The sequence below is a fragment of the Nocardia vinacea genome, assembly GCF_035920345.1.
In the GTDB taxonomy this organism is placed as follows: domain Bacteria; phylum Actinomycetota; class Actinomycetes; order Mycobacteriales; family Mycobacteriaceae; genus Nocardia; species Nocardia vinacea_A.
Window position 1 is genome coordinate 1,569,687 of sequence record NZ_CP109149.1, and the last position, 15,183, is coordinate 1,584,869.

The 15,183-nt window shown below is 65.1% G+C and carries 13 protein-coding genes and 1 pseudogene; 12 read left to right on the forward strand and 2 right to left on the reverse strand.

Annotated elements, in window-relative coordinates:
• Positions 1-98 precede the first annotated feature (98 nt).
• Positions 99-629 carry a hypothetical protein gene (locus OIE68_RS07480; RefSeq protein WP_327098648.1) on the forward strand — a complete coding sequence of 177 codons (531 nt, stop codon included), beginning with the start codon at positions 99-101 and terminating at the stop codon, positions 627-629.
• A 111-nt stretch (positions 630-740) separates the two neighbouring features.
• Here the strand turns inward: OIE68_RS07480 and OIE68_RS07485 are convergent, their stop codons facing one another.
• Both OIE68_RS07485 and OIE68_RS07490 read right to left on the reverse strand, forming a co-directional pair.
• On the reverse strand, positions 741-1,715 hold the full coding sequence (locus OIE68_RS07485; protein WP_327098649.1) for a YafY family protein: 975 nt from the start codon (positions 1,713-1,715) through the stop codon (positions 741-743).
• A gap of 112 nt (positions 1,716-1,827) precedes the next feature.
• Positions 1,828-2,826: a YeiH family protein gene (locus OIE68_RS07490; RefSeq protein ID WP_327098650.1), complete on the reverse strand. Its 999-nt coding sequence runs from the start codon at positions 2,824-2,826 to the stop codon at positions 1,828-1,830.
• Between the two features lie 147 nt (positions 2,827-2,973).
• On the opposite strand from OIE68_RS07490, the gene OIE68_RS07495 reads away from it, so the two are divergent.
• From OIE68_RS07495 to OIE68_RS07545, 11 genes and pseudogenes are all read left to right on the forward strand, one after another.
• Positions 2,974-3,903 carry a LysR substrate-binding domain-containing protein gene (locus tag OIE68_RS07495; protein ID WP_327098651.1) on the forward strand — a complete coding sequence of 310 codons (930 nt, stop codon included), beginning with the start codon at positions 2,974-2,976 and terminating at the stop codon, positions 3,901-3,903.
• Between the two features lie 122 nt (positions 3,904-4,025).
• Positions 4,026-4,844 (forward strand): GntR family transcriptional regulator, encoded by an 819-nt coding sequence (locus tag OIE68_RS07500; RefSeq protein ID WP_327098652.1) that lies wholly within the window; start codon positions 4,026-4,028, stop codon positions 4,842-4,844.
• A 12-nt stretch (positions 4,845-4,856) separates the two neighbouring features.
• Positions 4,857-7,522, forward strand: a pseudogene (locus tag OIE68_RS07505) (fumarate reductase/succinate dehydrogenase flavoprotein subunit).
• Entirely contained in the window at positions 7,522-7,749 is a 228-nt protein-coding gene (locus OIE68_RS07510; protein WP_327098653.1) for a 4Fe-4S dicluster domain-containing protein, read from the forward strand. Before OIE68_RS07505 ends, OIE68_RS07510 begins: the two are co-directional and overlap by 1 nt.
• Positions 7,750-7,771: 22 nt before the next feature.
• Positions 7,772-9,202 carry an ABC transporter substrate-binding protein gene (locus tag OIE68_RS07515; protein WP_327098654.1) on the forward strand — a complete coding sequence of 477 codons (1,431 nt, stop codon included), beginning with the start codon at positions 7,772-7,774 and terminating at the stop codon, positions 9,200-9,202.
• 29 nt (positions 9,203-9,231) lie between these two features.
• Positions 9,232-10,107 carry an ABC transporter permease gene (locus OIE68_RS07520; protein ID WP_327098655.1) on the forward strand — a complete coding sequence of 292 codons (876 nt, stop codon included), beginning with the start codon at positions 9,232-9,234 and terminating at the stop codon, positions 10,105-10,107.
• Positions 10,104-10,880, forward strand: a complete 777-nt coding sequence (locus tag OIE68_RS07525) for an ABC transporter ATP-binding protein (protein WP_327098656.1) — start codon at positions 10,104-10,106, stop codon at positions 10,878-10,880. Before OIE68_RS07520 ends, OIE68_RS07525 begins: the two co-directional genes overlap by 4 nt.
• A complete protein-coding gene (gene fdxA, locus OIE68_RS07530) occupies positions 10,877-11,212 on the forward strand; it encodes a ferredoxin (RefSeq protein ID WP_327098657.1) in 336 nt (111 codons plus the stop codon). Before OIE68_RS07525 ends, fdxA begins: the two co-directional genes overlap by 4 nt.
• Positions 11,209-12,579, forward strand: coding sequence for an FAD-dependent oxidoreductase (locus OIE68_RS07535; protein WP_327098658.1), 1,371 nt, complete (start codon positions 11,209-11,211; stop codon positions 12,577-12,579). Before fdxA ends, OIE68_RS07535 begins: the two co-directional genes overlap by 4 nt.
• 30 nt (positions 12,580-12,609) lie before the next feature.
• Positions 12,610-13,752, forward strand: coding sequence for an Mrp/NBP35 family ATP-binding protein (locus tag OIE68_RS07540; RefSeq protein WP_327098659.1), 1,143 nt, complete (start codon positions 12,610-12,612; stop codon positions 13,750-13,752).
• A gap of 207 nt (positions 13,753-13,959) precedes the next feature.
• Positions 13,960-14,850, forward strand: coding sequence for a class I SAM-dependent methyltransferase (locus OIE68_RS07545; RefSeq protein ID WP_327098660.1), 891 nt, complete (start codon positions 13,960-13,962; stop codon positions 14,848-14,850).
• Positions 14,851-15,183: the final 333 nt, after the last annotated feature.

The window sequence follows — 15,183 nt, forward strand, 5'->3', positions numbered from 1 at the left end:
CCGACGACGCCGAGTGTGTCGAGAGCGCATGATGATTGATGTCCGATGTCCGTTTCTCGGATTCATCGATCGAATCGGCTGGATGATTGGAAATCAAAATGAAGATCAAAAAGTTGGTAGCGGCAACGGTTTTGACCGTTGCCGCGACAGGCATCACCGCGGCCACCGCCTACGGCTCGCCCGAAGTGTCGTCGGAAACAGTTGTCAACGGCGTGGATCACGGCGTCCAATACACCGCGGCGGTGGCGGCGGACCGCTCCGATGCCACCATCACACTGGCCTCGGGCAAGTTCGTCCTGACGCCCGATGCCGGCATCACGGTGCTCGCACCCGACGGCTCCGTGGTCGCCACCGTGCCGACCACGCTGCAGACGGTGGCGGGGCAGCAGGTGCAGGTCACGCCCGAAGTTGATACCGCGGCAACGACATTGACGTTGACGCCGGTCAACGCACCGGCACCGCAATCGGGTCCGGTGCAGTTCATCGGTGACGCGGGAACCACGGTCGCGGGTGTATTGATCGGATGCGCTGTCGGCGCGCTGATCGGGCTCCTGTTCTTTATCGTCGGATTCCTTCCCGGTTGTGTCATCGGAGGAATCATCGGCGGTATCGCAGGCGCCAATCAGTGATCAGGTAAATCGAGCTGTTTGATTAAGTCTCGAACGGGTACTCCCGGCCGGGCCTTCCGAAGAATTCGCCCGACCGGGTTGCCGCTCACCGGAATTAAGGACACATCGCTTTCAATTGTCGCCCGCGGCTTTCCGAAACCGTTCGGCGGTTGCGCGCAGGTGCGCGGATAGCTCCGGCGCGTCCAGGACTTCGAAATCGGCATCGAGCAGTCCGAGATACAACGTCAACGTATGTGGAGTGTCCGAACCGACCTGGATCACGCAGTGGTTCGGACCATCGGGTTCGACCGTGACGGCGGCGGGCAACCGTGTACGCACGGCGGTAGCCGGGGCCGCCACCCGCACGCGGGCCCGGTAGCGCCATGTTGCCGCACCGACGCCGCGCTGTATCCGTTCGGCCACTTCGGTTTCGGGAACACTGCGCGGGGTGAAGCGCGCACCGTTCGGTGTCCGCGGCGTCATCCGGTCGACACGAAAGGTGCGCCAGTCCACGCGCCCGATATCCCACGCCACCAGATACCAGCGGCCGTTCCAATGCGCGAGCCGATGCGGTTCCACCTCGCGCCGCGACGGTGGTCGTTGCTCGATTGCGTCCGAATGGGCTTCGTAATCGAACCGCAGCCGCTCGCTCGCCCGGATCGCCGCGGCGACGGCGGTGAGCACGCCCGCGTCCACATTCGACTGACCCGGATGCGGCACATGCACGGTGGCGGCGGTCAGCGCACGCACACGATGTCGCAGTCGCGACGGCAGCACCTGTTCGAGCTTGGCCAGCGCCCGCACCGAGGTCTCCTCGATCCCGGTCACCGCCCCATTGGCCGCGGTCGCCAACCCCACCGCCACCGCAACGGCCTCCTCATCATCCAAAAGCAATGGCGGCAGCGAAGATCCGGCGCCCAGCCGATACCCACCCGCAACCCCTGGCGTCGCATCCACCGGATACCCGAGCCTGCGCAACCGCTCGATATCCGTACGAATAGTCCGCGTCGAAACCCCGAGCCGCTCAGCCAACGCCGGCCCGGTCCAATCCCGATGTATCTGCAGCAACGACAACAACCGCAACAACCGTGCCGAAGTCTCCAACATCTCTCGATGATCCCAGCAATCGCGGAACAAAGCCTTCCGCATTCGGCAATGTCGCAACAAAAGTGCGTCGGCCACGGGTACCGGGCATGCGTCATGACGAATGCGGCGAATATCAGCGCCAGCCGGTAGTGGTCTGAAGTGCCAGGCTGGTCACGGCCAGGATGACGGCGATTGCTCCGCCGAAAAGGAGCGGGCGCGGTCCGGCGATGCGGACATGTTGCCAGGTAAGGGCAGTCCCGATGGCGGCGAGTACGGCGGCGATGAGCCACGCGCTGAGGTGTCCGAGCGGTGCCGACCAGGATGCGGGCACCGCACCGAGCCCGGCGATCAGCGATGCGATCAGGAAGAGGGCGACGAACAGCGGGAAGGTCCGCCACAGTGGGGTTTTCATAGTTTCGCCCGCCTTTCGGCGAGCCAGCTGTAGGCCGAGACACATCGGAACGATCATCAGGCTGCGGACGAGTTTGACGATCACCGCGAAATGCGCTGCCGCAGGGCCGAATATCACGCCTGCCGCGAGCACCGAGGAGGTGTCGTTGATGGCGGTGCCGGCCCAGAGTCCGAATGCCTCCTGGGATAGGCCGAGCAGGTGTCCCAGCGGTGGATACAGCAGTACGGCAACGACATTGAACACGAATATCGTGCCGAGGGCGTAGGCGACCCGGTCCTTATCCGGCTTGATGACCGCGGTGGCGGCGGCGATGGCGGAGGCACCGCAGATCGTCGTCCCGACCGCGACCAGGATCGCCGATTCCTGTTCCAGCGCAAGCATTCTGCCGATGATGACCGCGGCCACCGCGCCGACGACGATGGTTCCGATCAGCACCACCGCTGTCTGCCGTCCAACTGTCAGTACCGAGCCGAAGGGCAGCCCGAGGCCGAGCAACACGATCGCGGCGCCGAGCAGGCGTTTGCGGGTGAGTGCCAGGCCGGGCGCGAATATCCCTGCCTCCTCGACCGATCGGCGCGCCAGCGCGCCGATCGCCGCGCCACCGAGTAGTGCGATGACAGGTGCGCCCACCATTGGCAGCGCGTTGCCGAGGATGGTCGCCGCAGTGGCGACAACGGCCGCGAGCAGGATCCCGGGAAGATTTCGGCGTAGCGACGTCACGCCTTCACGATCGTGAGCGAGCTGCTTCGCCGGTAGCCGTCGGTGCGGGTGGAGCTCATCAGCAGCGCTGATGAGCGGCCGGATGCGCTGGCGGCAGCGAATCGCTCCGAATGCCGCATGCGGCGCGCCCGCCCATAATCGGACCTCATGACCCTGCCGCCCGGAACGCCCGATCTGGACGTACTCGATTTGCTGGTTTCCGTCGCGGAGCTCGGCAGCCTCGGCGCGGCCGCACGTCGGCACGGCATTACCCAACCCGCCGCGAGTATGCGGATCAGCGCGCTCGAGCGCAGGCTGCGATTGTGTCTGCTGGAGCGCGGCCCGACCGGCTCGGAACTGACCGACGCGGGGCGGGTCGTGGTCGGCCACGCGCTGCCGGTACTCGAGGCCGCACGTTCATTCGTCGATGGGGTGATCGCATTACATGCCGCCGACGTGTCCCGGCTGCGAGTCGCCGCCTCGAAAACCATCGCCGACCATCGGATGCCGCAGTGGCTGGATGCCTTACGAGCTACCTGCCCGGATGTGGCCGTTTCCCTTGCGGTGGACAACACCCGGCAGGTAGAGGCGATGGTCCGTAGTGCCGAAGCCGATCTGGGGTTCGTCGAGGGTCCGCATCAACCGCGTGACCTCGGCAGCCGGGTGCTCGGCGCGGATGAATTGGTGGTGGTCGTCGGGCCGACGCATGCGTGGGCGACCCGTCGCAAACCGGTCGCTCTACGGGAGCTTGCGACAACTGCCTTGCTGTGGCGTGAATCGGGATCGGGCACCAGGGAAGCCGTCTGGGAAATCCTGAGCGCCGAATGCCAGCCGGCGCTGCCCGCCGCCGAACTCGGTTCCGCGGTGGCGATCATCGCGGCCGCATGCAGCGGTGTGGCGCCCGCGGTGGTGAGCAAGCTGATCGCCGCATCCGCCCTGGCGGCGGGCGCCCTCATCGAGGTGCGCTTGTCGACTCCGGTGGCCTTGACCAGAAAGTTTCGGGCCATCTGGCGGCACCAACTGCCACCGTCGGGCCCCGCCGAGATTTTGGTGAAATATGCGGCGGAGCTGGAAGCCCATCGCGCATCCAACTGGTAATACTCCGGCCGTCATGGGTATTTACCCAGGTCGCGGCCCTGCGCCGGTGCCGATAACTGGCGTAACCATTCGGTAATTGCGGGAAGCGTCGCATGTAACGAACGGTTCGCAGCATTTGCCGCATGACAGGCAGAACGCATTCGGGAAATCCGGCAAGAGCGGGCGCCCCGGATCCGAGCACCGGTAGGCGCTCGGCGCCGGCTCGCCGGATCCGGGACATCCTGCGGGCACGTATCCGCAGTGGTATCTACGGCAATCGGCCACTGCCGTCGGAGGCGCAATTGGCCGCCGACTTCGATACCAGCCGCAATATCGTGCGTGATGCGCTGGCATTGCTGCGCGATGAGGGTCTGGTCGACCGGGTTCCCGGGGCGGGCACCTTCGTCGTATCCGATAAGGCGGTGCAGGGGCTGGACCGGCTGCGTGGTCTTGCCGAGACCTTCGAGACCGGCACGGATCGGGTCGTCAACCGGGTGCTGTTGGCGGAGGTCGTCCCCGCGACACCCATCGTGGCCGAGCGGCTCGAGCTCGAACCGGCGACACCGGTGGTCGCGTTGGAGCGAATCCGCTACCTCGACGGCACACCGCTGTCGTTGGACGCCAGCTACCTCACCGCCGATATCGGCGCGCCGCTGCTGACGATGGATCTGACCGGCTCCGATGTATTCGGTCTGGTGGAGGCCGAACTCGGCCTACCGCTGGGTTCGGCGGCGGTTTCGATCGAGGCGGTAGCCGCGGATCCGACAGTCGCCGGTCTCCTGGAGGTCCGCGCGGGTTCGCCGCTGCTGTTCCTGGAACGGCTCACCTACACCGACTCCGGTCGGCCCATCGACCTGGAGTACGTCCGCTATCGCGGGGATCGGTTCTCGCTGTCGGGCCGACTGCATCGCATTCCGGTCACACCGAATCGCGGTGTGACCGAACCGAACGAAAGGGGCTGATCTCCGATGCCAATGGATATCCCACCGGCTGCGCAGCGCAGGGAGCTGAGCTGCGATGTACTCGTCGTCGGCGGCGGCACCGCGGGAACGATGGCCGCACTCACCGCGGCCGAGCACGGCGCGAATGTCCTGTTGCTGGAGAAAGCGCATGTGCGGCATTCCGGCGCGCTCGCCATGGGAATGGACGGGGTGAACAACGCCGTCGTTCCCGGCAAGGCGAGCCCCGAGGACTACGTCGCCGATATCACGGTGGCCAATGACGGAATTGTCAACCAGCGCACCGTCTATCAGACCGCGACGCGCGGCTTCGACATGGTGCGGCGGCTGGAGAGCTACGGGGTCAAGTTCGAGAAGGATGAGCACGGCGAATACGCGGTGCGCAAGGTGCACCGGTCCGGCAGTTATGTGCTGCCGATGCCGGAGGGGCGCGATGTGAAGAAGGTGCTCTATCGCACGCTGCGCGCCCGCGATGTCCGAGCGAAAGTGACGATCAACAACCGGGTCATGCCGGTGCGGGTGTTGACCGTCGGTGGACGGGCGGTCGGCGCGGTCGGATTCGATACGCGCACAGGTGAATTCGTGACGATCTCGGCCGGCGCAGTCATCCTGGCCACCGGGGCGTGCGGCCGGCTCGGTCTGCCCGCCAGCGGTTATCTCTACGGTACCTACGAGAATCCGACGAACGCCGGTGACGGCTATGCGATGGCCTACCACGCGGGCGCGGAACTGTCGGGTATCGAATGTTTCCAGATCAACCCGCTGATCAAGGATTACAACGGTCCGGCCTGCGCCTATGTCGCCAATCCGTTCGGCGGCTACCAGGTCAACGCCGATGGCAACCGGTTCGTCGACTGCGACTACTGGTCCGGGCAGATGATGGCGGAGGTCAAGCGGGAACTCGACAGCGCTCGAGGGCCGATCTATCTGAAGCTCAGCCATCTGCCGGATGCGACGATCGAGCAGATCGAGGGGATCCTGCACACCACCGAGCGGCCGACCCGCGGCACCTTCCACGCCGGACGCGGTACCGACTATCGGACGCGGGATATCGAAATGCACATCTCCGAAATCGGCTTGTGCAGTGGGCATTCCGCATCCGGGGTCTGGGTCGACGAATATGCCGCGACCACCGTGCCCGGACTGTACGCGGCAGGCGATATGGCGCTGGTCCCGCACAACTACATGATCGGCGCGTTCGTCTACGGCGATATCGCCGGTCGCAGCGCAAGTGACTATGCCAGCGGCTCGGCACATCCCGAACTGCCCGAGGATCAGATCTCGGCCGCGCGCGCACTGATCTATCGGCCGCTGACCAACCCGGACGGTCCGCCGCAGCAGCAGGTGGAATACAAACTGCGCCGCTTCGTGAACGACTATCTGCAACCACCGAAAACGCAGCGCTACCTGACGCTCGGGCTGGAGGCATTCGAGCGGATGCACGCCGATATCGAGCGGATGGGCGCGCACACCCCGCATGAGCTGATGCGTTGTGCGGAGGTGACATTCATCCGGGATTGCGCCGAGATGGCTGCGCGTGCGTCACTGCGGCGCACCGAGAGCCGCTGGGGGCTCTACCATCAGCGCTCCGATCGGCCGGAGCGCGACGATGCCGAATGGTTCTGTCACCTCAACCTGTTCCGCGGTGAATCTGGGGCGATGGAGTTCACTACGCGGCCGGTCGCCCCGTACATCGTGCCGGTACCCGGATTCGTCCGGCCCGACGGTGTGCCTGATGTGGCAGCACCGGAGTTGGTCGGCGCATGGAGTGCCCGATGAGTGTCCGATTGCTCCAGTTGATGGATCTGGCCGATGAGTGTCCCGAGCTCACTGAACTTCGACCATTTCTGGTCGATCCGGATCCGGAGGTCCGCCGCACGGCGCTGTCGGTGCTCAGCGAGACCACCGAGGAGTGGGCGGCGGCCACGCCGATGATCGCGGCGGGTCTGGCCGATGTCGATGTCACCGTGCGGCACGCCGCCATCGGTCTGCTCACCGAACTGCTCGAGGTGCTGGTTCCCGGCGTGGAATTCGATGCGACACTGCGAAGCTGCGTATCGGCGGCCGAACCCGCCGTGCGCTCCGCGGCGATCGGCGCACTGTGGCGACACCGTCGGGTCGACGCCGCCGAACTGTTCGGCTTGCTCGCCGATCCGAATGCCGAGGTGCGCCGTACGGTGGTCAGCGGGCTCACGTCGGTGGATGCACTGGCCGAACTCGACGCAGCGGCCGCCGACCCCGATCCGCTCGTGCGCATCGCGGTCGCCAAAGGCGTTGCCGCGGTAGGCGATCCACGGGGATCGGCGACGCTCGTCGGACTGGCCGCTGACGACGACCCGCTCGTGCGGGCCGCCGCGCTGTCCGGGCTGGCCGAAACCGGATGCAGTGCGGAGGCGGCAGCGGTCGCCGCGACCGCGATCACCGATCCGGCCTGGCAGGTCCGCCAGGGTGCGGCGAACGCACTGGCGGTTGTCGACGCCGATTACGCCGCACCTCACCTGATTTCGGCGGTCGCCGACGACAACCTCGATGTCCGCAAAGCGGCTGTGCGTGCACTCGCCGAACGGATCGCCGAACGCCCCGAGGTCACCGCCGCCCTGCAATCCGCATTGGAGGACCCGGATGCCGATGTCCGCGCCTTCGCTCGCATCGGCATCGCCAACTCTCGGAAGGAAATCTGATGGCCCTGGTCAACTCCCGAATCGACGTTCCGGTCACCGTCGATGAACAGAAATGCATCGACGGCTGCACCCTGTGCGTCGATATGTGCCCACTGGATTCGCTCGCGATCCACCCGGATTCCGGCAAGGCGTATATGCACGTCGACGAGTGCTGGTACTGCGGCCCGTGCGCGGCCCGCTGTCCGGTCGGTGCCGTGACCGTCAACATCCCCTACTTGCTGCGCTGATCGCGGGCGAAGGAACACCACGATGAGGACACCACGCACGACCTTTCGAGGCCGGCTCGCGCTGCTGCTCGGCGCCGCGACGGCAGCAACCGTCGTCGTCGGCTGCGGCTACGGCAGCGACGGCAAAACGATCACCGTCGATATCGGCTATCAATCCAAGACCATCAATACCGTCACCGCGGGCACGCTGTTGCGTGATCGCGGCACGTTCGAGGCGAAGCTGGCCGAACTCGGCAAGTCGAAAGGTGTGACGTACAAGGTCGAATGGAAGGACTTCGCCGCTGGGCCCCCGCTGACCGCGCAGATGCTGGCGGGCCAGGTCGATATCGGGTCGATGGGCGATGCCCCGATCCTGGTCAACGGGTCGAAGACGCGCGATCACGCGGACGTGAAGTCAGAATTGATCGCGGTCACCGGCTACAACCTGCGTGGATCACTGAATCAGGTAGTGGTTCCGTTGGATTCATCTGCGGCGACCCTGGCGGATCTGCGCGGCAAGGTCGTTTCGACCAGCGTCGGCTCCGCCGCACACGGCATGCTCGCCACCGGCCTGTCCGGCATCGGGCTCACCCTGGACGATGTGAAACTGCTCGGCCAGGACCCGGCCGTCGGGGCGTCGGCACTGCAGGGCGATCAGGTGTCGGCGCTGGCGCAGTTCGTGCCGTGGCCGCAGAAGCTCGTCTTCGACGGTAAGGCCAGATTGCTCTATGACGGTGGTAGCGCCAACATTCCGACCTTCCACGCGGTGGTGGCGAATAAGCGATTCGACGAGGCGAACCCGGATATCGTCGCGGCATTCCTCGCCGCGCAACGCGAGACCACCGATTATCTGAACCAGAATCCGCTGGCCGCCGCGACGCGGGTCGCCGAGATCACCGGAATACCGGCAGAAGTCGTGTACTTGTACAACGGCCCCAATGGTCTGGTGAGTTTCGATCCGACCATCAAGCCCCAGCAGGTCGATGCGCTCGGCAAATTGCTGCCCTTCTTGAAGGGGCTGGGTGCGCTGGCTGATCTGGATCTCGGCGAGTTCGTCAACGACAAATACGTTCGGGCGCTGTATGGATCCGACTACGAGACCCAGCGCGCCTCGACGAGCGCCCCGAGCAGATTGACCGGTACCGACTCGGTCTGTGGGGGCGCCGTCGACAATGCGGCAACTGCTTCCGAGGTGTGGTTCGAAGGTGCCGACACCACCTCGGTGGCCAAGACCCCGACCTGCTTGCTTCGCCTGATCGCCCAGCACGGCGGCTCGGCCCGGGTCGGCTATGTCCCGGATACCGCGTCGGGGATGCGGATCTTCGCGGCCACCGCCACCTGGGTGAGTGATCCCGCGGCCGCACCGGACGAGCGGCTGAAACCGTTCGCGGTCAAGGCCGACGCCCAGGCCTATGCGGGCGGCCATCCGGGCGCAGCCGTAATCGACTACGCAGCGGCATTACTGGCCCGCTAGACATCCGACATGAGATCAGGAGGTTCGATATGACGGTATCCGCCGAACCGGTTGCCGCAATCCCGGCAACGTCTGCCGAAACGGGGGCGACCACCCACCGATCGACCGGACGGCCCGTCCGGGTAGTGCTACCGGGCCGACTGCGCACGGCACTGCTCACTGCGGTACCGCTGGGCGCGCTGGTTTTGCTGTGGTATCTGCTCACGGCGAACCAGGTGGTGTTCTGGCTGCGCTTCGACAAGATCCCCACGCCCGCAGAGGTTCTGGACTCGTTCCGAACTCAGCTGGGCACCCATTCCTACTACAGCAATATCGTCTCCAGCATCCGCCGAATTCTGGTCGGCTTCGGGCTGGCGACGGTGGGCGGTGTGCTCGTCGGTATGGCGATCGGTCGCTCATACATGGTCAGCGCGCTGGTGCGACCGATACTGGAGGTATTCCGGCCGATACCGGCAATCGCGTTGGTGCCCTTGGCTATTCTGCTGTTCCCGACGGGGGAGCAGGGCATCGTCTTCATCACCTTCTTCGCGGCATTCTTCCCGGTAGCGGTCAGCACCATCCATGCCATGCACGCCCTGCCGAAGGTGTGGGAAGAAGCCGCTCGCACGCTCGGCGCGCGACGTTGGGTGATCCTGTTCCAGATCGCCTTGCCCGGTGCGCTACCCGGCATCTTCTCGGGGCTTTCGGTGGCGATGGGCGTCGCGTGGATCTGCGTGATCAGTGCCGAAATGATTTCCGGACAGTTCGGTATCGGTTATTTCACCTGGCAGTCCTACGGCCTGCTCGACTATCCGGGGGTCGTGGTCGGAATGCTGTCGATCGGAGTGCTGGGCTGGGCTACCGCCTGGCTCGTCGAAGTGGTCGGTCGGCGGGTCAACCGTTGGTTGCCGAGGGCAGTGCGATGAGCGCGGGAGCGGCCGTCCGGATGCGCCGGCTGCGCATAGCATACGGCGAAAGCCTCGCTGCCGAAGTGGATCTCGATGTCGACCCAGGCGAGATCGTGGTACTGCTCGGTCCGTCGGGATGCGGTAAATCAACCATCCTGCGTGCCATGGCCGGATTGCTGACACCGATCGGTGGCACCGCCGAAGTGGACGGCGGTGCAGTGGGTACCGGCGCACAATGCGCGATGGTCTTTCAGGAAGACGCGCTGTTGCCATGGCGCACCGCTCGTAAGAATGTCGAATTCGCGTTGCGGCTACGTGGGGTGCCGCGTGGTCGGCGTCGACCGGAGGCATTGGAATTGTTGAATCAGGTGGGGCTCAACGACTTCGGTGACCACCTGCCCGGCGCCCTGTCCGGTGGTATGCGCCAGCGCGTGCAGCTGGCCCGCACCTTGGCCGCACAACCGCGCGTACTGCTCATGGACGAACCGTTCGGTGCGTTGGATGCGCAGACCCGTGCCGATATGCAACGGTTGCTGATCTCGGTGTGGCAGCGTCACAAGACGACTGTCCTGTTCGTCACCCACGACGTCGACGAGGCTTTGCTGCTCGCGGATCGGATCGTCCTGCTGACCACTCGTCCCGCCCGGATCCAGCGCATCATCACGATCGATAATCCCCGCGCGCCGGGCGCTCGGTTCGAACCCGAATTCGCGCGGCGCCGCTACGAAATCCTGGCCGCACTCGGTGAAGACACTGAGCTCGCGGCCGCATCGGCTGAGGAGGCGCCATGACCTTCGTAATCGGCGCCGCCTGCGTGGACGTCATGGATCGGGCCTGTGTGGAGGAGTGCCCGGTCGACTGCATCTACACCGGCGGTCGGATGGCCTATATCCATCCGACCGAATGTGTGGATTGCGGTGCCTGCGAACCAGTATGCCCGGTCGAGGCCATCTACCTCGATGACGATATCCCTGCCGGGCAACAGCAGTTCGTGGCCGAGAACGAGCGATTTTTCACCGAACCGCTGCCGGGGCGCGATATCGCGCTCGGATCGCCGGGCAGTGCGGCGAAATTGGGTGCGGTCGGGGCGGATACGGCATTCGTGGAGGCATATCAGTCATGAGTGTGCCGAAATACCCACTGCGCGTGGCGATCGTGGGCGCGGGACCGGCCGGTATCTACGCCGCCGACGCGTTGATGAAGTCCGATGCCGAGGTGAGCATCGACCTGTACGAGCGCATGCCCGCGCCGTTCGGGTTGATCCGCTACGGCGTCGCGCCGGACCATCCGCGCATCAAGGGCATCATCACCGCTCTGCACAAGGTGCTGGACAAGCCGCAGGTCCGCCTGCTCGGCAATATCGACTACGGCACCGACATCACCCTCGACGATCTGCGCACGTTCTATGACGCGGTGATCTTCTCCACCGGCGCCAACGCCGACCGCGCGCTGCCCATCCCCGGCATCGACCTGGACGGCAGCTACGGCGCCGCGGACTTCGTCTCCTGGTACGACGGTCATCCGGACGTGCCGCGCACCTGGCCGCTGGAGGCGGAGAAGGTCGCGGTCCTCGGTGTCGGCAATGTCGCACTCGACGTGGCACGCGTGCTGGCCAAGACCGGCGACGAACTGCTGCCGACCGAGATCCCGCCGAACGTCTACAACGGCCTGAAGGCCAATAAGGCGATCGAGGTGCACGTCTTCGGCCGCCGCGGCCCGGCGCAGGCCAAGTTCACCCCGCTCGAGCTGCGCGAACTCGACCATTCGCCGACCATCGAGGTCATCGTCGATCCCGAGGACATCGACTACGACGAGGGTTCCGAGGCCGCGCGCCGGCACTCCAAGCAGGTCGACATGATCTCCAACACCCTGGAGCAGTGGGCCATCCGCGACGTCGGCAACCGCCCGCACAAGCTTTTCCTGCACTTCTTCGAGTCCCCGGCTGAGATCCTCGGCGAGGACGGCAAGGTCGCCGGCCTGCGCACCGAGCGCACCCAGCTCGACGGCACCGGCAATGTCAAGGGCACCGGTGCCTTTCGGGACTGGCCGGTTGGCGCGGTGTATCGGGCAGTCGGCTATCTGTCGCAGAGCGTCGCGAAGCTGCCGTTCGACGATCACGCGGGTGTGGTCCCGAACGAGGCGGGCCGGGTGCTGGTCGACGAAGGCGCAGACGGCGCCGCGCGTTTCATGCCCGGTGTTTATGTCACCGGATGGATCAAGCGCGGTCCGGTGGGACTGATCGGTCACACCAAGGGCGACGCCAACGAGACCGTGGCCTGCCTGCTCGATGACCGCGAGAGGCTCTCGGGCGCAAAGGATCCCGCGCCGGGGGCGGTCATCGAGTTCTTGACGGGCAAGGGCATCCCCTTCACCACCTGGCAGGGCTGGCACCGCCTGGACGCGCACGAGCGCGCCCTCGGCGAGCCGGAGGGCCGCGAGCGCGTCAAGGTCGTCGAACGCGCGGACATGCTGCGCGCCAGCTTCGCCTGATCTCATCTTCTCGAGAAAGCCGGGTCATCCATGTCGATTACTGCCACACAACCGTTGACGGAAGAGCGGATTCGGCAGGCATTGAGCCTCGTCGAGGATCCCGAAATCCACCGCCCGATCACCGAACTGGATATGGTCGCATCGATCGCTATCGACGCCGCGAATCACGTCAGTGTCGGAATTCTGCTCACCGTGGCGGCCTGTCCACTGCGCGAGCGTATCGTCCGAGATATTCGGGAGGCGGTGCTCGAGATTCCTGGAACCAGTTCCGTGACAGTCGAATTCGGTGTCATGACCGACGAACAGCGCACTGCGCTGCGCCGGCGGATTCGCGGTGGTGACGAGCCGGTGATCCCCTTTGCACAGCCCGGCTCGCTCACGCGTGTCTACTGCGTCGTATCGGGTAAGGGCGGTGTCGGAAAATCCAGTGTCACTGTGAATCTCGCCGCTGCCATGGCGGCAGGTGGGTTGCGCGTCGGTATTCTCGACGCCGATATCCACGGCCATTCGATTCCCGCCATGATGGGTGTCGATGCGCGCCCCACGGCAGTGGACCGAATGTTGATGCCACCCGCCGTACACGGCATCAAGGTCATTTCGATCGGTATGTTCGTCGAGGGCAACGAGCCGGTTGTCTGGCGCGGTCCGATGCTGCACCGCGCGTTGCGGCAGTTCCTCGTCGATGTCTATTGGGGTGATCTCGACGTCCTGCTGGTCGACCTGCCGCCTGGCACCGGCGATATCGCGATCTCGCTGGCCCAGATGCTGCCGACGGCAGACTTGCTCGTCGTCACGACACCCCAGCAGACAGCGGCCCGTATCGCGGAACGGGCTGGTGCCGTCGCGGCCCAAACGAAACAGCGGGTGGCCGGTGTGGTCGAGAACATGTCCTGGTTCGATGGGCCCGACGGTTCTCGGCAGGCGCTCTTCGGCTCCGGTGGCGGCGCGCTGGTCAGCGAGCAGCTCACCGCGATCCTCCGTGTGAATTGTCCGCTACTCGGCCAGATCCCGTTCGACCTCGACGTATGCGCCGCGGGAGATCAGGGCATACCGATGGTGATCACCGATCCGGAATCGACCACTGCGGCAGCGTTCCGCGCCATCGCGACCGCATTGACCGACAGGCCTCGCGGCATCGCCGGGATGAGCCTGGCGGTGTATCCGACCGGCTGATTTCGCTATCCCTGCCGACCACCCGTAGCACGCGGTGGCCGTGCTCCCGAGACGCGGTCGTATGATCAAGTTCGTAACCAGCTCTACCCATCGACAGCAGCATATTTGCCACGCCGAACAAGAGGGCTCCCGCTTCCTCGCTCGAGCGTAGTCCCGGATTCCGACTTGTCAGCCATGGCAATCAGGACACTTCGAGGGGACAGCATTATGCGTAGCGAAGGCGATACCTGGGACATTGTGAGCGGCGTCGGCATGACCGCGCTCGGCGTCGCGGCCGCACGGGCTATCGAGACGAAACGGCCCGATGCCCTCGTCCATGACGAGTACGCCGCCCAGTTCGTGGTGGCATCCGGCGATTCGGATATGAACCGACTGATCAACGATCCGACGCTGTGGGCGCAGATCCCGTTCACCTCTGGATTCATCGGATATCGAAGTAGGTTCTTCGACGAATTCTTCCTGTCCATGGCGGCGGACGCAGTAACCCAGGCAGTGATTCTGGCTGCCGGGCTGGATGCCAGGGCCTACCGGCTGGATTGGCCGGCAGGCGCGGTTGTATTCGAGATCGACCAGCCCAAAGTGCTGGAGTTCAAACGTCAGGTGCTCACCGAATCCGGCGCCGTGCCCCGATCGGATCGGCGCGAGGTGGCCGTCGATCTGCGAGGCGACTGGCCCGCGGCGCTAGTCGAGGCGGGCTTCGATCCGACCTCGCCCACCGCATGGTCGGCGGAGGGGCTGCTGCCATACCTGCCAGGCGCCGCACAGGATGCCTTGTTCGCACGGATTAGTCAGCTTTCGGTGCCCGGTAGCACGGTGGCGGCGGAGACTGTCGGCAAAGGTATCGATATCGCCCGCATCGCCGAGCAGGAGTCGGAACACTTGAAAGACACTCCGCTCGGCAAGGTCGACCTCGCGTCACTGTTCTACACCGACGAACGCACCGATCCGGCTGAATTGCTCGCCGCCCACGGCTGGACTACCTCGTCCCTGCGCCTGCAGGAACTGGCCGAACGCTACAACCGTCCCATGGCACCGGTCGCGGAGCCACTGGCGGAAATGTTCGACAGCACGCGATATCTGACAGCTGTCAAGCCGTGATGATTCGGCGGTGCCCGCATCTGTGAATTCGGCCGGTTACGAAGCGGCAGTTCGCATTTGAGCTATGCGATCTACACGATCGCTACCGTCGAAGGGCCGACGGCCGGAAGTTTACCGAGCGGGTCTACGAGACCCGATATCCCGCCCCGGAGTGTCATTTTCGGCGCATCCGGCTCTTTCCGCATCGCGTCGCTGTAGATTTGCCGACGGTGAGATTTGGATTCAGCCTGGCTTGTCGACTCATACCGCGAACAATCCGTGGAGGTCAAGGTCGTGACTCGTCCGTTTCATCTTCGTTTACTCGGCAACAGGTGCAGCCGTTGGGCCGCTGTT